This is a genomic window from Aeromonas sp. FDAARGOS 1410 (assembly GCF_019048745.1).
Classification (GTDB): Bacteria; Pseudomonadota; Gammaproteobacteria; order Enterobacterales; family Aeromonadaceae; genus Aeromonas; species Aeromonas jandaei.
The window spans coordinates 3,888,266-3,907,933 of sequence record NZ_CP077401.1 but is presented as its reverse complement, the minus strand read 5'-3'; the positions used below and the strand labels follow the sequence as shown (position 1 = coordinate 3,907,933).

20 protein-coding genes are annotated in these 19,668 nt (G+C 61.8%); 6 read left to right on the top strand and 14 right to left on the bottom strand.

Annotated elements, in window-relative coordinates; genetic code table 11:
• Positions 1–186: 186 nt before the first annotated feature.
• Complete coding sequence (locus I6L40_RS18175) at positions 187–1,125, top strand: sensor domain-containing diguanylate cyclase (protein WP_216994672.1); 939 nt, start codon at positions 187–189, stop codon at positions 1,123–1,125.
• A gap of 87 nt (positions 1,126–1,212) precedes the next feature.
• On the opposite strand, the gene I6L40_RS18170 is transcribed toward I6L40_RS18175, so the two are convergent.
• Positions 1,213–2,121 carry a LysR family transcriptional regulator gene (locus I6L40_RS18170; protein WP_216994671.1) on the bottom strand — a complete coding sequence of 303 codons (909 nt, stop codon included), beginning with the start codon at positions 2,119–2,121 and terminating at the stop codon, positions 1,213–1,215.
• A 115-nt stretch (positions 2,122–2,236) separates the two neighbouring features.
• Here I6L40_RS18170 and I6L40_RS18165 point away from each other — a divergent pair, with 115 nt between their 5' ends.
• On the top strand, positions 2,237–2,482 hold the full coding sequence (locus I6L40_RS18165) for a hypothetical protein (protein WP_216994670.1): 246 nt from the start codon (positions 2,237–2,239) through the stop codon (positions 2,480–2,482).
• Positions 2,483–2,490: 8 nt separating this feature from the next.
• Positions 2,491–3,168, top strand: a complete 678-nt coding sequence (locus I6L40_RS18160; protein ID WP_216995451.1) for an HAD-IA family hydrolase — start codon at positions 2,491–2,493, stop codon at positions 3,166–3,168.
• 82 nt (positions 3,169–3,250) lie between these two features.
• On the opposite strand, the gene I6L40_RS18155 is transcribed toward I6L40_RS18160, so the two are convergent.
• The 4 genes from I6L40_RS18155 to I6L40_RS18140 form a co-directional block, all read right to left on the bottom strand.
• Entirely contained in the window at positions 3,251–3,853 is a 603-nt protein-coding gene (locus I6L40_RS18155; RefSeq protein WP_005335120.1) for a nitroreductase family protein, read from the bottom strand.
• Between the two features lie 184 nt (positions 3,854–4,037).
• Positions 4,038–5,399, bottom strand: a complete 1,362-nt coding sequence (gene dcuC, locus I6L40_RS18150; RefSeq protein WP_042029811.1) for a C4-dicarboxylate transporter DcuC — start codon at positions 5,397–5,399, stop codon at positions 4,038–4,040.
• 54 nt (positions 5,400–5,453) lie between these two features.
• Positions 5,454–6,371, bottom strand: coding sequence for a ribonucleoside hydrolase RihC (rihC, locus tag I6L40_RS18145; protein WP_338429206.1), 918 nt, complete (start codon positions 6,369–6,371; stop codon positions 5,454–5,456).
• A 16-nt stretch (positions 6,372–6,387) separates the two neighbouring features.
• On the bottom strand, positions 6,388–8,202 hold the full coding sequence (locus tag I6L40_RS18140; RefSeq protein ID WP_216994669.1) for an adenine deaminase: 1,815 nt from the start codon (positions 8,200–8,202) through the stop codon (positions 6,388–6,390).
• Between the two features lie 135 nt (positions 8,203–8,337).
• Here I6L40_RS18140 and I6L40_RS18135 point away from each other — a divergent pair, with 135 nt between their 5' ends.
• Together I6L40_RS18135 and I6L40_RS18130 are read left to right on the top strand one after the other, a co-directional pair.
• Positions 8,338–9,279 carry a LysR family transcriptional regulator gene (locus I6L40_RS18135; protein ID WP_216994668.1) on the top strand — a complete coding sequence of 314 codons (942 nt, stop codon included), beginning with the start codon at positions 8,338–8,340 and terminating at the stop codon, positions 9,277–9,279.
• A 268-nt stretch (positions 9,280–9,547) separates the two neighbouring features.
• A complete protein-coding gene (locus I6L40_RS18130; protein WP_071913044.1) occupies positions 9,548–10,024 on the top strand; it encodes a YMGG-like glycine zipper-containing protein in 477 nt (158 codons plus the stop codon).
• 66 nt (positions 10,025–10,090) lie between these two features.
• On the opposite strand, the gene I6L40_RS18125 is transcribed toward I6L40_RS18130, so the two are convergent.
• From I6L40_RS18125 to I6L40_RS18105, 5 genes are all read right to left on the bottom strand, one after another.
• Positions 10,091–11,047 (bottom strand): D-2-hydroxyacid dehydrogenase, encoded by a 957-nt coding sequence (locus tag I6L40_RS18125; protein ID WP_042029806.1) that lies wholly within the window; start codon positions 11,045–11,047, stop codon positions 10,091–10,093.
• A 132-nt stretch (positions 11,048–11,179) separates the two neighbouring features.
• Positions 11,180–11,944: a DUF3530 family protein gene (locus tag I6L40_RS18120; RefSeq protein WP_071913046.1), complete on the bottom strand. Its 765-nt coding sequence runs from the start codon at positions 11,942–11,944 to the stop codon at positions 11,180–11,182.
• A gap of 134 nt (positions 11,945–12,078) precedes the next feature.
• The gene (efp, locus tag I6L40_RS18115) at positions 12,079–12,645 is read right to left on the bottom strand and encodes an elongation factor P (RefSeq protein WP_005335100.1); all 567 of its coding nucleotides are present in this window, start codon (positions 12,643–12,645) and stop codon (positions 12,079–12,081) included.
• Between the two features lie 45 nt (positions 12,646–12,690).
• On the bottom strand, positions 12,691–13,899 hold the full coding sequence (gene earP / locus I6L40_RS18110) for an elongation factor P maturation arginine rhamnosyltransferase EarP (protein WP_071913048.1): 1,209 nt from the start codon (positions 13,897–13,899) through the stop codon (positions 12,691–12,693).
• 96 nt (positions 13,900–13,995) lie between these two features.
• Positions 13,996–15,039: a GMP reductase gene (locus I6L40_RS18105; protein ID WP_071913050.1), complete on the bottom strand. Its 1,044-nt coding sequence runs from the start codon at positions 15,037–15,039 to the stop codon at positions 13,996–13,998.
• 395 nt (positions 15,040–15,434) lie between these two features.
• Here I6L40_RS18105 and I6L40_RS18100 point away from each other — a divergent pair, with 395 nt between their 5' ends.
• Positions 15,435–15,929, top strand: a complete 495-nt coding sequence (locus tag I6L40_RS18100) for an ATP-dependent zinc protease (protein ID WP_041209987.1) — start codon at positions 15,435–15,437, stop codon at positions 15,927–15,929.
• A 38-nt stretch (positions 15,930–15,967) separates the two neighbouring features.
• On the opposite strand, the gene I6L40_RS18095 is transcribed toward I6L40_RS18100, so the two are convergent.
• The 4 genes from I6L40_RS18095 to I6L40_RS18080 all read right to left on the bottom strand — a co-directional run bounded on the left by I6L40_RS18095 (position 15,968) and on the right by I6L40_RS18080 (position 19,665).
• Positions 15,968–17,404: an ATP-binding protein gene (locus I6L40_RS18095; RefSeq protein ID WP_071913051.1), complete on the bottom strand. Its 1,437-nt coding sequence runs from the start codon at positions 17,402–17,404 to the stop codon at positions 15,968–15,970.
• Positions 17,401–18,087, bottom strand: a complete 687-nt coding sequence (locus I6L40_RS18090) for a response regulator (RefSeq protein WP_071913053.1) — start codon at positions 18,085–18,087, stop codon at positions 17,401–17,403. Before I6L40_RS18090 ends, I6L40_RS18095 begins: the two co-directional genes overlap by 4 nt.
• An 83-nt stretch (positions 18,088–18,170) precedes the next feature.
• Positions 18,171–18,803 (bottom strand): tetratricopeptide repeat protein, encoded by a 633-nt coding sequence (locus I6L40_RS18085; protein ID WP_071913055.1) that lies wholly within the window; start codon positions 18,801–18,803, stop codon positions 18,171–18,173.
• Between the two features lies 1 nt (position 18,804).
• Positions 18,805–19,665 (bottom strand): SDR family oxidoreductase, encoded by an 861-nt coding sequence (locus tag I6L40_RS18080; protein ID WP_071913058.1) that lies wholly within the window; start codon positions 19,663–19,665, stop codon positions 18,805–18,807.
• Positions 19,666–19,668 lie beyond the last annotated feature (3 nt).

Here is a 19,668-nt window from a genome sequence, read left to right as displayed (position 1 = left end):
GAATAAAAAATTGATGATTTGTCCTCTTTTTATCCGGTTCGGGAGCTGGCCTGAAACCTTGCCGGATGGTGTGACATGGTGACATTTGGTCTCAGTTGGCTAAGTGAGAATTGGGTGCTTTACTCTACCTGCTGACTTGATTGTTAATAGCTGGCGAGGCGCCACTTTTGCCACAGGATGGCCACCATGATTGATAACATGCCGGGGGGGATGCGTCGCTTTGCCGAGCGAGCTCAGGATCTGGTTGCATTGCTGGATTCACTGGATGACCAGTTTGCAGTAATAGACGGCAACGGGGTGATCCATTATACCAACCTCGCCTGGAATCGATTCGCCGAGCAAAATGGTATGGCAAAGGGGTATAACTGGCGTGGCGTCAATTATTTAAGCGCTTGCGATGGCTCTGCTGAGCCTTCGGCGCTGAGCGCTATTGAGGGGTTGCGACGGGTCTTGCTGCGCCAGCAGGAGAGCTTCTATCTGGAATATCCCTGCCACAGCCCGGATACCCAGCGCTGGTTCATGATGCGCATTGTTCCGGTCAAAGGAATAGATGCCGAGTTTTATGTCATCACCCATTCCAATATTACCGAACGGAAATTGCTGGAGCTGGAGGTGGAAAGTCTTTCGCTCCATGACCCGCTGACCGGTCTGGCAAACCGCAGACTGTTCAACAGCTTCCTGCACAACGAGTGGCGCCGCAGCGTGCGCGAGCATACCCCCCTCTCCCTTATCATGCTCGATCTCGATAACTTCAAGGCGTGCAATGACCATCTTGGCCATCAGATGGGGGATGGTTCCCTCCAGCTGGTGGGCCATCTGTTGCAATCCTTTTGCCAGCGACCGGCCGATCTGCCCTGCCGCTTTGGCGGTGACGAGTTTGCTCTGATCCTCGGTAATACCAACAGAGAGGCTGCACAACGGATTGGCGAGGAGATCCGCCAGGCCATCCACGATCTCGACATCGTGGTGGCGGACAATATCCAGCTCAGCGCCAGTATTGGCATTGCCACCTACACGGCAGAGCAACCGCTGGAGGGGGAAGGGGAGTTGCTGGCTGCGGCCGATGCGGCGCTCTATAGCGCCAAGGGGGCGGGTAAGAACCGTAGTTATTGCACCAACTGTTGAGCCTGACCGCCGCTTTGGTTGTTAATGCGCCCCCTTCCGGGGGCGCACTGTTTTGGCTGGGTATTGAACAACCCATAGCCGCAGCCATCAGCGCTCGGGCGTGGCCGAGATTGGCGTAGGGTGCGTGGCGATCACCAGCTTGACGAAGCTGTCGCGGATGGGATCGGCAAAGAGGGGATTCCATACCAGACTGACCTCCCACTCGGAATTGGGGCCGGAGAGAGGATAGAGGGTGACGTCAGGGCCGGCGATAAAGCTGACGCTGCGCGGCAGGATGGCGTTGCCGATCCCGGCGGCTACCAGCGCTACCAGCGTCTGAATATCTTCGGCCTCCTGGATCATCCCGGTCAGCCGGTTGGCGCCGAGAAAGCTGGCGATCTGCTGGCTGAGGCCGGGGCAGCGATGGCCCACCATCTGCAGCAGCGGCTGGCTGGTCAAGGCCCGTTGGAGATCAAACGCAGCCGGATCTGGCAGGGTCATCCGGGTTGGCACCGCCAGCACCAGCCGATCAATCAGCAACCTGTGCTCGCGCAACTGCGGCAACTGCGGGCGGCGCATAAAGCCAAGCTGGAGTTGACCGGAGAGCAGTTGCTCCTGCTGGATAGCGGAAGGCATGTCCTGCAGATGCACCATCACATCGGGCACCTGCTGCTTGAAGCGGGCGACCAGCGAGGGGGCCAGCGCAAAGCTCGACAGACCAAAGCCAATCTTGAGACGACCGGCAACTCCGCTCGCCACCGCCAGCGCATGGCTCTCGAACTCCCGCCCGTGTTCGACTAGCGCACTCGCCTGGGTCAGCAGCTGGGCGCCGACGGCGGTCAGTTCGGCACCGTGACGACCGCGATTGAACAGGGTGCTGCCGAGGGTCTGCTCCAGTCCCTGGATCTGCTTGGTGAGGGCGGGCTGGGTAATGAAGAGGCGATTGGCCGCTTCCCGGTAGTTGGCGGTCTCGGCCAGCATCACGAACGCCTGCAGTTGTTTAAGGTCGAATTTCATTCCGTTTGATTATCGAAAGTGGCTATTTACTCATTATAAATTATCTAAACGCCCTGTTCTAATGGCGCTGAAAGGGGAGCCGAGTCCCCTCCGGTCTGGAACAAGGAGCCATATCATGTCGACCCAACGCTATCTCTTTTTGATCAAAGGCACCCTGGTGCTGGCCCAACCGCTGGCCGCGCCAGAAACGGGGGAGCTGCTCGCCAGCCTGCTGCAACAGGGGTTTGTGGTCGGCCCGCTGCAGGTGTGGGCAGGCAGCGCCGAACAGGCGCTCGCCTGTTATGAACGTGCCGCCCAGCAGCAGGCCTTTGCCGATGCGCTGCAGGGGGTTCAGCCAGAGCTTACGGGAGTATCGGCATGATTACCGGCATGAGTCGCGAACCGGTCGTTTGTACAGGCGACACAAAAACCGTGGTGGTCGCCGCCCTGCTGCTCGATATGGATGGCACCCTGGTCTGCTCGACCGACGATGTGGAGCAGGTATGGCGGATCTGGTGTCGTGAACATCAGCTGGAGCCCGAGCCGGTGCTGGCGATGTGCCACGGCATGCGCTCGCGGGAGGTGATCCGGGCGCTGGCCCTGCAACTGGATGTGGAGCGGGAGGCGGCGCGGCTCGACGAGCTGGAGATGCTGCATACCGGGGGCGATGCCATCGCCGGGGTTGGCGAGTTGCTGCGCCGCTTGCCATCACAGCGCTGGGCCATCGTGACCTCCGCCAGTGAGCGGGTTGCCCGTCACCGCCTGCATTGTGCCGGTTTGCCGCTGCCCGCCGTGCTGGTGGGGGCCGAAGCTGTGGTCAATGGCAAACCCGATCCCGAGCCCTATCTGCTGGGGGCTGAACGGCTTGGTGTCTCGCCCGCTCGTTGTCTGGTGTTCGAGGATGCCCCTGCCGGTATCGAGAGCGCCCTGAACGCAGGCTGTGCCGTGGTGCAGGTGGGTGGCGATGCGCCGCTCAATCCGGCAGTGGTGGCGGTGATCCGCGACTGGCGCGAGGTGAAGGTGGAGTTGGGGGAAGACAACTCCCTGCTGGTGACCCTGTCCGCCTGAGCGATGGAGAGATCACGTTGCAGCCACAGCCAGCCGCAATAAAAACGCCCCCGAACTACGGGGGCGTTTTGCCATCTGACCGTTATTTGAAAACGCGGAAACGGGTGGCGTCGTCGATAAAGGTCTTCTCTCCGGCCGGTTGCTTGATGCTGCCAAAGGGCATCTGGGCGCGCAGTAGCCAGCTGGCGGGCAGGTTCCACTCCTTGCGTACCGCCTCGTCGATAAGCGGATTGTAGTGTTGCAGGGAGGCGCCGACCTTCTCCTGCGCCAGCGTCGTCCAGACCGCAAACTGGGCGATGCCGGTGGCATGTTCCGACCAGATGGGGAAGTTGTCGGCATAGAGGGCGAATTTTTGCTGCAGATCCTTGATGACGTCGGTGTCCTCAAAGAACAGCACAGTGCCAAAGCCTGCACGGAAGCTGCCATCCACCTTGGCCTCACTCTGGGCGTAGGCCTCCGGTGGCACGATCTTTTTCAGCTCGGCTTTGACGATATCCCACAGCTTGTGGTGCTGGGCGCCAAACAGGATGACGGCGCGGGAGCTCTGGGAGTTGAAGGAGGAGGGGCTGTGTCTGATGGCATCCTGGATCAGGGCCGTCAGCTGCTCCGGCGTATGGGAGACCTGGTCACCCAGGGCATAGATGGTACGACGTGCTTTGATCTGCTCGATAAACGGACTGCTCATAACATCTCCTTTGCTTGATAGTCACCGGGCGCCAGCCTTGTGGCCAGCCAACCCCTGTTGTTCAAGCTATAGACTATACCACCCGATTATCTTCCGGGCGTTTACATGCAGTGGGTTCACTTTCAACCGGGGGTAAAAAACCATCTGCAGGCGACCGGATCGATCGCCTGCAGATGGAGCCGGGTTAGCTGAACAGCAGGTAGGAGAGGGTCATGCAGCAGATGATGCCCGAGATGATGGGCACCGAGGTGCGCTTGATGATCTCGATGGGGTTGCTACCGGTGATCGAGGCGATAACGATGATCACCGCGGCGACCGGCGACATGGAGCGGATCAGGTTGGCAGTGAGCTGCATCGGCAGGGCCACTGCGACGCTGTTGACGCCGACCTTCTCGGTGATCTCGGGAATGATGTTGATAAAGGAGTAGAAGACCGCCAGCCCGCTGCCGCTGATAAAGCCGATCAGCGCCGCCGTACCGGAGAAGAAGAACATAAGGATGGAGCCGACGCCGTCGATGTGTTTCACGCTATCGACCAGGGTATCTATGATGCCGATGGCTTTCAGTCCCTCCACCAACATGCTGGCCGCTACGATGAGCGAGACCACCTGAGCGAGCCCCGTGCCCATGCCGGTGAAGAAGATGGCGAACTCCTTGCTGGTCTCCTTGATATTGCCTTTGCGCAGCAGCTCCACCCCTATGGTGAGCAGCAGGCAGACGAAGGTGATCTCCACCAGCCCGAGGGAGATATGGGTGAAGCAGATGCCGAACAGCAGTACCAGCACCAGTGGCAGCACCGGAAAGAGGCCGTAGTAGGCGGGCGGCAAGCCGGTGGGCACGGCGAGCGACTCCTCTTTTTCCTCCAGTCCGCCGCGCGCCTGCTGGCGTTTGTCCATCGCCTTTTGCCAGAAGTAGTGCACTACTGCCATCAACGCCAGCGTCGGCAGCGAGATGGGAGCGTGGTAGGAGACGATGTACTCCACCAGCGGGATCCCCAGCTTCTGGGCGGCCAGCACGTTATCGGCCCCCAGCGGGCTGGGCATGATGGTGGCAGTGGTGGCAATGACGGCCCCCGCGGTAAGGGAGGACATGTTTGACGCCTTGAGCACCGGATAGAGGGTCGCCATCAGCAACACCGCCAGACTGGCAGCGCTTGGCACCACCAGCGAGAGCAGGTTGCCCAGCAGGAAAATCACCGGCACCAGCAGGTAGGGGGAGCGGATGCGGCTCAAGGGGCGGGTCAGCAGCATGACGGTGACATCGTTGGCACCGATGTGGCTCATGTAGCTGGAGAAGCCGAACAGCACCATGATGGTGAGCCCGACATTGCCCATCTGGCTGATGAAGATCTGCTTGATCTGGACGAAGGGATCAAGCCAGCTGAGGCCGCTGCTCTGCGCCGCAGGCAGCAGGGGGTGGCCCAGTCCAACGGCGGCAAACATCAGCAGTAACCCGGCGCCAAACAGCACTATCTTGGCATCGTAGTTTTTGGCGATGAGATAGCCGCAGATGACCAGGATCAGGGTGCTGACAATTATTTCCAGCATGTTTCCAACACTCTCTTCTTGATGTGAATGGGCCAGCGAGCTGGCGGTTCGGGATCAGATGGCGCGGGCAAGGGTCTCCATGCACCAGGCCCTGAATCCGGGCACGTCGATATCGAGACACACCTCGGCGTTGGGCGGGCGTTTGAGCCGGTTGTTGATATCCACCGAGGTGGTGCCGAGGGTGTGCTCACCCCGGGTCTCGATAGCCACATTGCAGGCCCGGGTGATAAAGAGGTCGGGGCGCACCAGATAGGCGATGGCGCAGAGATCGTGCATCTTGAGCCCGGTCTGCATGCTGCCACCTCGATAGTGGCCGAACAGGGCGTGGAGCATGGCGCCAGTGCGGTTGAGGGCGGGCAGCGCCGCAATCATCTCGCCGGTCAGGGTGGCCCGGCTGGTGACATCGAGTCCGCACATCACGATGGGCAGGCCGCTGCTGAAGACAATGTGGGCCGCCTCGGGATCCACGTAGATATTGAACTCGGCATTGGGGGTGTGGTTGCCCCGACCGGCCGAGCCGCCCATCAACACGATCCGCGCGATCTTCTCCCGACACTCGGGGTGCAGGGTGAGCAGCAGGGCGATATTGGTCAGCGGCCCGATGGGCACCAGCGTCATGGGTTGTTCGCTGGCGAGCAGGGTGGCCTTCATGGCTTCGACGGCATGCATCGGCAGCGGCTGTTGGCCGGGCTCGGCAAACTCGTAACCATCGAGGCCGGAGTGGCCGTGGATGTGGCTGGCATTGTCGAGGGGGCGCACGAGGGGCTGGCTGGCCCCCTGTGCCACCGGCACCTCTTTGCCGAAAAAGTGCAGCAGGCGCAGGGCGTTGCGGGTGGTCTTGCTGGCATCGACATTGCCGGCGACCGTGGTGATGAGCGCCAGCTCGATCCCGGGGTGAAACAGGGCGGCGGCGATGGCAACGGCATCGTCGATGCCGGGGTCGGTGTCCAGAATAATGGCGACAGGGTTCACGCTGTTCTCCTCGGTGTTAATCGGCTTGGCGGGCATCGGCTTGGCTGGCATCGTGGGGCCAGCAGCAGATGAAGGGGTCGACAATCTCGCGGGTCAGGCCATCGGTGAGGCCGAGATCGGTCAGATGGGGCCCCGCATTGCAGGCAAGACAGGTCCCCTCGATGGCCTTGAAGACCCGATAGGGGGGCTCCCACTCCACCACCTTGCCGCTCACTTCGCGCAGGGCGTGGAAGCTGGCAGCCAGCTCGCTGGCCGGCAGGTCGGAGAGCATGCCGGCGATGGGCATGGCAACGTGGGCAAGCACCTCACCCTGCTGGATGACCGCCATGCCGCCTCCGCTGGTGATCAGGGTGTTGGCGGCCAGCATCATCTCTTGCGGGTCGCGCCCCAGCACCACCAGATTGTGGGAGTCGTGGGAGTAGCTGGTGGCGATGGCTCCTTGCAGCTCGCCCCACCCCTCCAGCAGCGCCAGCCGGGTGCCCCCCTGATGGCGGCCGTGACGGTGTTGCACCGAGATGAGGCTAAATCCCGCTGGTACGATGACCTGACCATCCCGAACCTCAACTTCGGTTTCACTCCACTGGGTGAAGCGAGCCCCCTTGATGGTCTTGAGGCGGGCACGACCCGCAGTCAGCCCGGGCACCCGGATGATGAACTCCTCCAGCGTGCGCAGGGGGATCTGCATGGTATCGCGTGGCGCCTGACAACCTGCGACAGGCTCGGAGGGGCTGAGAATGGCGCCATGGCGGGCGACCCGCTGGCCACCGCTGTAGACCCAAATCGGGTTGAGATCGGTGAGGTTGTCGAACACCACCAGATCGGCGCAGCGGCCGGCGGCAACCAGCCCCAGATCGTTGCGCTGCAGCCGGATGGCGGCATTGAGGGTGGCCATTCGCAGCACATCGGGCACCGCCAGCCCGAGTTCAGCCAGCAGCTTGACCAGCGCAATCATGCCCCCTTTCTCCAGCAGCATGTCGGGCGGCACATCGTCGGTACAGAGGGTGATTTGGGAGGAGAGGTGGGGCAGCTGTTTCAGCGCCGCGACGATCTCCGGCAGCAGATAGGGGTGGGAGCCACGCAGCTGCAGGGTGAGCCCGGCCCGCAATTTTTCCAGCGCATCGGCAGCCGAGGTGAGTTCGTGATCCGAGCTGACTCCAGCCGCCAGATAGGCTTGCAGCCGGTGACCAGTGAGGCCCCGGGCGTGTCCCTCAATCAGGGCATTGCGCTGCAAACCGGCGTGCAGAATGCCGGTCATCCGCTCGCTGCCGCCCAGCACACCCTGCATGTCCATCACCTCGGCGATCCCCGCCACCTCCGGCCACTCCAGCATGGTGGCCATCTCGGGGCCGTGGAAGTCGGCGCCCGACATCTCGAGACCCGGCGTCGAGGGAACGCTGGAGGGGGCGGCGCAGATGACTCGCAGCGGCAGATTGCGGCTGGCGTCGATGGCGTAGCGCACCCCCGCCAGCCCGAGCACATTGGCCAGTTCGTGGGGATCCCAGAAGATGGTGGTGGTGCCCTGCGCGACCACCACATCGGCGTAGCGCTCCGGCGTCAGGTGGGAGCTCTCCACATGGACATGGCTGTCGATAAGACCGGGCGAAAGATAGGCGCCGGCCAGATCGTGGGTCTCGCGTGCCTGCTGGAAGGAGCCGACCGGATGGACGCTGGCGATCAGCGGGCCGACCAGCCCCACGTCGACGGGGCGGATCTCGCCGGTCACCATGTCGATCAGGTTGGCGTTGGTCAGCAGCAGATCGAAGGGGGCTTCGCCGAGGGCAGCCTGCACGGCGCGGCGGCGCAAGTTGAGGGATGCATCTTGTTCACACATGAAGGAGATGGCCTGACAAGGGGAATAATGGGCCCACTTTAGGGAGGGGATTGGCCCGTGCATAGCGCAAAGAATTTATAACTGGATAAGAAAGGGTTATGCTGCTGCAAACGTTTTTCTCCGGTTGTCGATTTCATGTCCGAACCCTGGCGCCGTCTGCCTGCGCTCTCTCTCAAGCAGATCCAGTATTTTGTCACGCTGGCCCAGCTGCGCCACTTCACCGAAACGGCCAATCAGATGGCCATCAGCCAACCCGCCCTGAGCAGTGCCCTGCGTCAGATTGAATCTGTGCTTGGCGGCAAACTGTTTCACCGCACCGCGCAGGCGGTCACCCTGACCGAACAGGGGGAGGCGATCCTGCCCCACGCCAAGGGGCTGCTCAATGTGGCCCACGCCGCTTTTGCCGATATGCAGCAGGTGATGGCAGAAGGGGGCGATGGCACCCTGCGCATCGGTCTGATCCCGTCGGCCTGCACCCTGATGTTTCCGCTGGCGGCCGCCCGTCTGCAGCAGCAGTTCCCGGGCTTGCGGGTCGAGTTTCAGGATCACACCAACGACGGTCTGTTGCAGGCGCTGGCCGAGGGGTCTCTGGATGCAGGGATTGGCGTGCTGGATGGCGAGTTGCCCGACTCGCTGGAGGTAACGCCGCTGCTGGACGATGCGCTGGTGGCGGTGATCAACCGGCAGGATCCGCTGGCAGCGGCGGAGGCCATCAGCTGGCAGGCGCTGACCCGCCGCGACATCGCCCTCTTTGCCAGAGGCAACGTCAGCCGGCAGGTCAACGGACTGGCCCAGAGCCAGCTGCCCGGGCTCAAGCCCAGATACACCACAGATTATGTCGAGACACTCTACGGCCTGGTGCGCTCCGGGCTGGCGGTTGCCATCCTGCCCGGGCTCTATGCCGCGAACCAGTGCGATCCCCAGCTCAGGGTTGTGGCGCTGCACGAACCGGTGCTGAGCCGCACCCTAGCCCTGATGTGGGCGAAGGGGCTCTCCCGTTCAACCCGCATCGATGAGGGGCGCGTGCTGCTGCGTCAGGTCATCATGGCGCAGTACGCCGCATCCTCCTCTCGCTAATCGGCTGCAGGGCTGGTGACAGGAGCTGTCCGATGGCCGCTTGACCCTGACGGGCGAAAGCGGTGGCAACTGCCTTTGGCTGCTCGCCTCCACTTCTGATATTTCACCGGTTTCCCCTTCTGATTCAATTCGTTGCATCGATGGCTCTGCCTGCATTCCTGATTTGACGCGACTTGAGCTGCATGGGTGGCGATTGTCCCCCATCTGGCGCTGGCCCCGCTGCTTTGTATAGTGCCGGTGGAATTAATCAGGTTTGGCAGGAGTACCCATGGAGATGAATTCGCGCGCGCTTCGCGCACTGGCCCTGTTGGGCGCCTTGCTCGCTGGCAGCACGACCGTGCACGCCTCCGAGACCCTCAATACCATTCTCGGTGGCGGCGCAGGTGGGGTGGCGGGCACCATGATCGGCAAGGAGTTGGGGGGTGATACCGGTGCGCTGGTTGGTGCGGCTATTGGCGGCGCAGCTGGTGGCGCTGCGACGGCCAACAAGGGCAACAAGAATGAAGCGGCGCTCGGTGGGGCCGTGGGGGCGCTGGGTGGTGCTGCGATCGGCAAGAGTGTCGGTGGTGATACCGGCCAGCTGATCGGCGCAGGGGTTGGCGGGGCGAGTGGCTCGGCCATCGGTGCCAAGACCGGCGATGGCCACCAGAGTCAGGATCGCTATTACGATGATGATGACCACCATCACAAGCACCACAAAAAGCACAAGAAGCATAAAAAACACAGATGGCATGACGACGATTGATCGCCATCTGTCGTGAGTGGTGGGGATGAAACAACGGGGCCAGTGGGCCCCGTTTTGCATGTTTGCTCAGACCAGCCGGTGCTGGCGGCGACCGGCGGCAAAGGCGTTGATGTTGTCGATCAGCTGGTCGGCCAGCCGCTGCATCGACTCCTCGCTGGCCCACGCTACATGCGGGGTGAGGATGAAGTGGGGGTATTGCAGCGCCTTCATCAGGGGATGGTCGGGGGGCGGGGGTTCGACGCTCGCCACATCGAAACCGGCGCCGCCGAGGCGGCCGTTGGCCAGCGCCCGCAGCAGCGCCTCTTCATCCACCAGACCGCCGCGGCCGACGTTGATCAGCAGGGCGCCCGGTTTCATCAAGCCCAGCTCCCGCTCGCCAATCAGGTTGCGGGTGTAAGGGGTGAGCGGGCAGTGCAGGCTGATCACATCCGAGCTTTGCAGCAGCTCGTCGAGGGGCAGGCGATCCTCGTCGTGGCTGCCACCGATCTGGCTCTGGGCGTAACGTACCGTCATCCCCATTCCCTTGGCCCGCTCGCCGAGCGCCTGACCCAGGGTTCCCTTGCCGATGATGCCAAGCTGCTTGCCGTGCAGATCCATGATGTTGTGGTCGAAGAAGCAGAACTGACCGCTCTGTTGCCAGCGCCCCTCCAGCAACGACTGGCGCCAGCAGAAGAGGTTGCGCGACAGGGCCAGCATCAGCGCCATGGCATGTTCCGGCACCGAGGGGCCCGAGTAGTTGCGGATATTGCACACCCCGACGTTGGCGGCGCGGCACGCCTCCAGATCCACGTTGTCGCTGCCGGTAGCGGCCAGGGCGATGAGTTTGAGTTCCGGCAGTTGGGCCAGCTCGGCGGCGCCGATGCGCACCTTGTTGATGATGGCGATGCTGGCATCTTTCAGCCGTTCGACCACCTGTTCCGGGGCTGTGCTGGGATAACTCTGCCAGTGGTGGGGAAAGTCGGGATGATGCAGGGTGATGCCCGCATCCAGGGTATCGCTGTCGAGAAACACAATCTGCTGCATGTACCTTCCTGCCATATTCGGGTTTGAACCGTCATGATGCCAAAAAGGGCGCCATCAGAGCCAGTGTGCCGCGCCATGGCGGGTGGGCTTTCTCCGGCAGATGTGATGTTGCGCGTGCTTTGTGGCCCGAGGTCAGAGCCAGCCCAGATGGTTGAGCCACCCCTGAATGCGGGTGGGGGTTTCGCCCAGTTCCATCAGGGCGTAGGGACGATAGTTGAGCTTGTGGCTGCGCCGGCTCTCGGTCTGGCGAGCCTCGGCCGCCAGCAGCGGCCAGCGGCCGCCATCCTCCTGATAGAGATCCAGAGTAGGGATGGTGCCCTGCGCTATCTCTTTTGCGAGGATCTGGTTGCTCTGCTGGTCGGGGAAGAAGCCATCAAGCAGCACCAGCGCATCGGGGGCAGGCAGCTGTTCGCTGGCGATAAGGTTGGCGGTCCAGGCGGCGCCGGTGCCTTGCGCCAGGATCAGCTTGAAGCCCCCCTCCTGCAGTTTGGCATCAGCCAGCTTGCTGATCCGCTCGGCCAGTTGCTTGCGAAAGGCGTCACTCTCCTTGGCTTTCTTCTCGGCGGCAGGGTCGAGCTCGGTTTGCTGGGGAGAGGGGAGCAGCAGCAGGGTATCAAAGCCCAGCTGGCTGAGGGCACGGGTCAGTTGCCAGAGCTGGCCGCTGCGCTGCCAGTCGGGCAGCAGGATGGCGAGCCCCACATAGTTGTCGCTATCGTGCTTGGCAAACAGCACCGTCTGTTTGTCGATCTGGGTGGCTTCGGGTTGCCCTTTCCAGTCGCTCGCTTGCCAGTGATCGAGTGGGAGTGGCTCTGCGATGGGGGGCGCAACGTCGCTCGCCTCTGCCCCATGGCCAGCCAGCATGGTCAATAACAGCAGTGATAAGGATAATCTGGCCATAGTGTGCTCCCCCGGTTATCTGGGTTAGCGGCGGCGGCGCGATTTTCTGAAGGAGGTTGGCGTTATAGCTGCAAACAGGCAATAAAAAAGCGAGCCGGAGGCTCGCTTTTTTGCAATCAATTCAACGTGGTCAATTAGTTGACGCGACGCTTGAATTCACCGGTGCGGGTATCGATTTCGATCTTGTCACCGATCTCTACGAAAGCGGCAACAGCCAGCTCGTAGGTAGTGCCTTTCAGACGGGCAGGCTTGGTCACTTTACCGGAGGTGTCGCCACGGGCAGCCGGTTCGGTGTACTCAACTTCGCGCACGATGGTGGTCGGCAGTTCTACGGAGATGGCTTTCTCGTTGTAGAAAGTCACTTCACACAGATCTTCCATGCCGTCTACCAGGTAGTTCAGCACGTCACCCAGGTTGTCTTTCTCTACGTCGTACTGGTTGTACTCGGTGTCCATAAAGACATACAGGGGGTCGGAGAAGTAGGAGTAGGTGCACTCTTTACGCTCCAGCTGAACAACGTCCAGCTTGTCGTCGGCCTTGAAGACAGTCTCGGTGGCGCTGCCGTTCAGCAGGCCTTTCAGCTTCATTTTGACCACGGCGGAGTTACGGCCGGATTTGTTGAATTCAGCCTTCTGGACCACCATCGGCTCGGTGCCGATCATGACTACGTTACCAGCGCGGATTTCCTGAGCGGTTTTCATGTAAAAAATTCCTGTTCGTGAAACGGACGGATAAAAACTGCCAGATTATATACGGCTTTCCAGAAATTTCACCAACCTCGTGACGAGATCCCCATCCCGGAGCAGCTTCTGTGACCAGAGTCGCCCATGTTGCTGCCAAATCGCGCTGTATTGCGGCCATTGGGCCCAGAGTTCGCGGCAATCTTCACCACGGTTGAGAGCCAGATTGAAGCAGCGCAGCCATTGGGCGCAATCGGCAGGCAGATCAGCAAGATAGTGGTCGAGGAACTGCTCCAGCTTGATCAGATGGGCCTCCTCCTCCTGTTGGTAGATATGCCAGAGGAAAGGACGTGCTGCCCACTGGGCCCGCACGAAGGAGTCCTCCCCGCGCACCAGATTGAGATCGCAGCTCCACAGCAGTCGATCGTAACCAGCCTGATCGGTCATCGGCAGCAGCTTGATGGTGAGGTTGCCCGAGTGGAGCAGATCCCCCGCCTTGGCGGTGGTGATGGTATCTTCAAGGCTTGCGCCGCGCAGCACATCTTGCAGCGAGCGCCCCAGCGGCAACAGCAGGGTGACGGGCGTGGTGCTCTGGCACCAGCTCTCGACCAGGCTTTGCAGCGCATCGCTCTCGTAGGTAAAGAGGCTGACCCGCAGCTCGTTCTCTTGTCTGGGCGGCAAACCGAGGCTGGCCCAGTAGGCTGCCAGTCCCGCATCATCTTGCTGCCACTGCTCCCGTTCGGCGATGAGGTCGTGCTCGCACAAAAGGCCGCCGGTTTTAGCGGTAAAGCCCGGGAAGAAGAAGTATTTGTTGAGGCTCTGGTTGCCAACTCGCTGGGGCGAGGCGAGGCCGTGGCAATCCTCGACCCAGCTCTCCGCCGAGAGGTACTCCAGATTGATCCAGCAGGAGGGCTTGGGTTGGCTCGCCATCAGTTCGGCCATTCGTGCAATGAAGGGGGCGGGCAGTTCGCAGGCAAAGGCCTCGATCACCACTCTGGCCGGGGTCATGTCGGTCGGCAGGGTCTCATGCCAGTGCTGGATATAGATGCCATCGACCCACTGGCCATCCTGCGCCGGGTCGAGCCCGGGGCAGATGCGGGCGAAACTTGCCAGATCGTCCACCCAGAGCCGCACCTGAACCTCATCGCCATGTGCCGCAATATTCCCCTCCCGCTTTAGCTGGCGGGCAAGTCGCCAGGTGACACCGATGTCACCGAAGTTGTCGACGACGCAGCAGAAGATGTCCCAGTCAAACGGGGGCAGGGGAGTTGTCATGGGTCAGGGTTCCAAATGCAAAAAAAACCGGTGCGCAGGGTAGCACACCGGTTGACTGGCTTCTAACCGTCAGCGTGTGACGGTCGCTGCGGCAGGTTACTCCTTGCCGTAGACGTTGTTCTCTTGCTCGCGTACCCGGATAAAGGTGGTGCGCTTGGTGAGCTCTTTCAGCTGGCTGGCTCCGACGTAGGTACAGGTGGAGCGCACGCCGCCCAGAATGTCGCGCACGGCGTTCTCGACCGGGCCGCGGTAGGGCAGCAGCACGGTTTTACCCTCGGAGGCGCGGTATTCGGCGACGCCACCGGCGTGCTTGTCCATGGCGCTGGAGGAGCTCATGCCGTAGAACTTCATGAAGGGTTCGCCGTCTACATCGATGATCTCGCCACCGCACTCTTCGTGGGCTGCCAGCATGCCGCCCAGCATCACGAAGTCGGCACCGCCGCCGAAGGCTTTGGCGACGTCGCCCGGGCAGGTGCAGCCGCCGTCACCGACGATCTGGCCGCCGAGGCCGTGGGCCGCATCGGCACACTCGATGATGGCGGAGAGCTGCGGGTAGCCGACGCCGGTCTTGACGCGAGTGGTGCAGACCGAGCCCGGGCCGATGCCGACCTTGACGATGTCGGCGCCGGAGAGGATCAGCTCTTCGACCATCTCGCCGGTCACCACGTTGCCCGCCAGGATGACGTGGTTGGGGCAGGCTTCACGAATTTTGCGCACGAACTCGACGAAGTGTTCGGAGTAGCCATTGGCCACATCGACACAGATGAAACGCAGCGCTTCGGACATGGCGAGGATTTGGCGGGTCTTGGCGAAATCTTCAGCCGAGGTGCCGGTGGAGACCATCACATGGCCCAGCAGCGCCGGATCGGTCTCGTTGACGAAAGCTTGCCATTGCTCAAGGCTGTAGTGCTTGTGTACCGCGGTCATCATCTCGAAACCGGCCAGCGTGCGCGCCATGGCAAAGCTGCCGACGGTATCCATGTTGGCGGCGATAACGGGTACGCCTTGCCATTGGGTCTGAGTGTGTTTGAAGGTGAACTGACGGGTCAGGCTTACTTGGGAACGGCTCTTGAGAGTAGAGCGCTTGGGGCGGAACAGGACATCCTTGAAACCGAGCTTCAAGTCTTCTTCGATACGCATTACAAATTCCTTATTGAGCCTTGTTGAAAGTCACTTTTGCAGTGGCAAATTTTCGGCAGGCGCAAAAAAACCGGTGGTTTTCAGGCCCTCCGGTTTACAACAGTGTAGGCAAAAATCCCTTCAGAACAAGACTGATAATTCGCTCATTGTTGTGGTAGCCTTTGGCGTCACAACCTGAGGTTGGCCACAAGCTTCATCCAGCACCTTATCTTGCCTCCCGTTTACCTCTTTTCTCCCTGTTTTCAACTCTATGCAATCGGCGTCGCAGCTGCCACCGACTGTCGTCTGCCGTTGCGGTTTGCCGGGCCGGTTGCTGCTGGTCATAACAAATCGGGTTGACCCCCGGGGTGGCTGTGATAGATCTGGGCGCAATATCGACAATGCGAGAGATCGTGATGGGCAAAAGATTGTTGAGTGCCGCCATCCTGTGGGGGCTCTGTGGCAGCGCACTGGCGGCAACACCGACCAGCTATGGTTGGGTCGAGAAGGGGCTCATCATGCCGATCGGTGTGGCGGTGAAGATGAAACTCGATACCGGTGCGCTCACCTCCTCTCTTGATGCGCGCTCCCTCGTCCACTTCAAACGGGATGGCAAACCCTGGGTGCGCTTCATGCTGGATGTGACCGATGCCGACAGCGGTGAGCGGGTCAAACAGCAGTTCGAGCGTCCGGTGGAGCAGAGCGTGACCATTCGCGGCGCCGGTGGCATCGAGCAGCGGCCGACCGTCACCATGTCCATCTGTCTGGGGGACAAGGTGTACGAGGAGTGGTTCACCCTGCGGGATCGCAGCGACATGATCTATCCGGTGCTGCTTGGCCGTCGCCTGCTGGCGGATCTCGGCCCGGTGGATGCTGGTCGAACCTTTACCGTGCAGCCAAATTGTCATTGATAGCAAACAGCCCGCATTGCGGGCTGTTTGTTTATTGCTTATCTTGCCAGCGGAAGTGGGAGGAACACACTCACTTCGAGCCCTCCCTCCGGCCGGTTGTGGACATCAAGCTCGGCGCCATGCAGCTGGGCGATGCGCGAGACAATCGCCATGCCAAGGCCGACGCCATCCCCCTGCTGGGGATTGACCCGAAAGAAGCGTTCGCACAGCCGTGACAGCGCAGCGGTTGGAATGCCGGGGCCGTTATCGCGGATATCGACCCTGACCCTGTGTCCCTCCTGTTGCACATCGACGGTGATCTCCCCCTTGGCCTGGGTGTAGCGCAACGCATTGTCGATGAGGTTGCTGAATAGCAGATCGAGCAGGGTGCCCTGACCCATCACCATCAGATTCTCATCCCCCTCCAGCGAAAGTTGCTGATCCTTTTTCAGGGCAATGGGGGCCAGTGTTGCCAGCGAGGTTTGCAGCAGTTGGCTCAGGTTGAGCTCACTCTGCACCACCCCTTGCTGGTTGTCGATGCGAGCCTGGGTCAGCAGCTGGCGGATCAGCCGGTCGCTGCGATCGAGGGCCTGCAGCATCTTGTGCATCGATTGCTGGCGGCTCTCCTCATCCTCGGCGCTCAGGGCATTTTCACTGTGGATCCGCAGTACCGCCAGCGGGGTGCGCAGTTCGTGGGCTGCCTCGTTGGTGAACTGTTTCTCCCGCTCGATGGTTTCGGCCAGCGCATGCATCAGGCGGTTGATCTCGTTGGTGAGCGGAGTCAGTTCGTGGGCGCTTGTCTTGAGGTTGAGCGGGCTCAGGTTGGCGGGGTGGCGCTCGCTGATCGCTTGCGCCAGCAGGCGCAGGGGGGCCAGACCGCGGGTGATGAGCCACCAGAGCAGCACCAGCAGAAAGGGGAGGGTCAGCAGCAGGGGCAGCATGGTAAGAGCCGCCATCTTGCTGGCCAGTTCACTGCGTTCGTCATCCCGCTCGGCCACCACCAGCCAGGTGCGGCCATCCTCGTTGTAGAGAGTGAAGGTGCGCCACTGATGGTGATCCTTTTTCACTGTGCTGAAACCGCGGGTGAGCTCGACCAGTGGCTGATCCGGGGCACTGGGGGAGCGCAGCAGCATTACCCCCTTGTCGTTGAGCAGCTGGAAGTAGAGGTTGCGCTCGAACTCGTGACCATAGGGGGTGAGTTCCCGATCCTCACCGCTCAGATTGAAGCTGGGATCCTTGGTCCACTCGTCGGGGTTTTGCACCTCCCAATCCTGATAGATGGTGCCATTGGCTGGCAGAGCCCCTTGCTGGGCCAGATAGCGCTCCAGCAGCTGGTCGGTGATGCGGGCGGACTGGGCCAGCCGTGCGTCGAACAGCTCCTCCATCTCGTGGCTCGCCTCCAGATAGCCGATGACGGCGCTGATGGTGAGGCTGAGCCCCACCAGCGTGAGAATGCCGGTGAGCAGAAAGCGGCGGATGGAGCGCGGTTTTTTCATCGGGGGGCACTCCGGCTGGCCTGATCAAGCTGAGGAATGATGTAACCGACACCGCGAATATTGCGGATAAGGTCGCTATAGAACTTCTTGCGCAGGTGGTGGATATGCACCTCCACCGCGTTGCTTTCGGCCCCCTCGTCCCAGCCGTAGAGGCTTTGTTGCAGCTGCTCCTTGCTGAGCACCCGGCCGCTCTGGCTGATGAGTTCTTGCAGCAGCTTGTATTCGTGGGGGGTGAGCTTGACCGGCTCGCCCCGATAGGTGACCTGTTGCGCCTCGGGGTAGATGAGGATCTCCCCGTACTCCAGCACGGCCTGCACCTGCCCCTTGCTGCGGCGCACCAGCGCGCGCAGGCGGGCGTTGAGCTCCTGCAGGGCGAAGGGTTTGACCATGTAGTCGTCGGAGCCGGCATCAAGGCCGATGACCCGATCATCGAGGGCATCGCGAGCGGTGAGGATCAGCACCGGCAGCTGGTGTCCTTCGCGGCGCAGCTTGCGCAGCAGGCTGAGGCCGTCGATATCGGGCAGGTTGAGGTCCAGAATGAGGGCGGCAAACTCGTCGCTCTTGAGTGCCGTCAGGGCGGGCAACCCCTGCTGCAGCCAGTCCACCGTATAACCGCTGTGGCGCAAGGCATCCTGCATGCCATCACCCAGCATCACATCATCTTCAACCAGCAGGATCCGCATTGTTATTCCCCTTGAAACGACTCTGCCCACCAGTATGCAAGCTGGTGGGCAGAGTTTAAATAGATCTCTGATACGGCAGAACTTTACAGCTTGGCGAGCCGCTCGCGGATCTCCATTTTGCGGCCCTCGTCCGCCACTTCCCGGCCCGGGCGCGCTGGAGCTGCCATCGCCTTGTCGAGATAAGTTTTGGCCTCAGCCTTGCGGCCCTGATCCAGCAGGAAGTCGCCGTAAAAGAAGTTGGGGTCGATGCCGGTCGGGTTGATGGCCAGCGCCTGCTTGAGCAGCTGCTCGGCCTTCTCGTCATCGCCGAAGCCGACTGGCCAGCCGGGTACCTGATAGTAGAGCGAACCCAGGCTGGTGTAGGCGGAGCCCTCCAGCGCCTTGGGATCCTGCTTGATGGCCAGCTCCAGTTTGGCCTTGGCCTCTTTCACCAGCCCCAGCGCTCCCAGCCCGCCCTTGGCACCAGCCCAGGTGCTCTTGACGATGGCTGACCAGATGAGCAGGTCGGTGCGAAATGGCTCCTTGGCACTGGCCGCTTCGGCCTGGGTGCTCAGGGTTTCGAGGCAGCTCTCTTTCGCTTTGCCGTTCTGCTGGTATTGGCAGACGGCCCACTGCTGCTGGATGGGGGCGAGAGCATCTGTGGCTGCCTGGGCGCAGGTCGAGCCAAGCAGGAGGGCGATGACGCAGGAGGTGGCGGATTTTAGCGCAACGTTCATATCAAAGTTCCTTTTTGGTCGGGATGGGGCGTGAGAGATCGGGCTGCAGCGCCGCGCCGCTCTCGGCCATGCCCGGCTGTTGGCGGGCATAGCGTTTAATGATGGGCAGCTGTTTGGCCAGCGCCTTGTCGACGATGCTGGGCAGCAGGGCATTGAGTCGCACGAACAGCTTTTCCGGCCAGCCGAGCCAGCTGCGGCGGGTCTCGTTGCACAGGGCGATGATGGCCGCTTCGGCTACCTCCTGCGGGCTGTCGGTCTGGGTGCCGAGCGCCGCATTCATCTCGTAGGCAGCTTCAGAGTTGAGTTTGGTACGGGTGGCGCGGGGGGCAAAGTGGAGCACCTTGATGCCGCTGCCCTCCAGCTCCCGCCCCAGCGCCTCGCTAAAGCCGCGCAGGGCGAACTTGGTAGCGCAGTAGACGCTGTAGCCCGGGTAGCCGATGCCGCCAAACCCCGACCCCATGTTCATGATGATCCCCGGTTTGCGCAGGCGGGGCAGCAGGGCGCGGGTCAGCTGGATCGGCGCCTCGATATTGAGCAGCAGTTGGCGCTCGACCTGCTCGCTGCTCTGATCTTCCAGCCAGGCAAACTGGTTGCAGCCGGCGTTGTTGATCAGGATGTCGAGCCCCTGTTCCAGCGCTGGATGCTGCAACAACTTGGCCCGCTCGTGGGGCACGCCAAGGTCGGCGATCACCACCTGATGGCGCTCGGGGTGCGGCAGCGACTTGCACAGGCGCTCCAGCGCCGGAGCGCGGCGGCCGTGCAGCAGCAGATGGGCGCCCTGGGCGGCCAGCTCCTGGGCCAGCTCCTCGCCAATCCCGCCGCTGGCGCCGGTGAGCAGCACCGTTTTTCCTTCAAGTTTCATGAT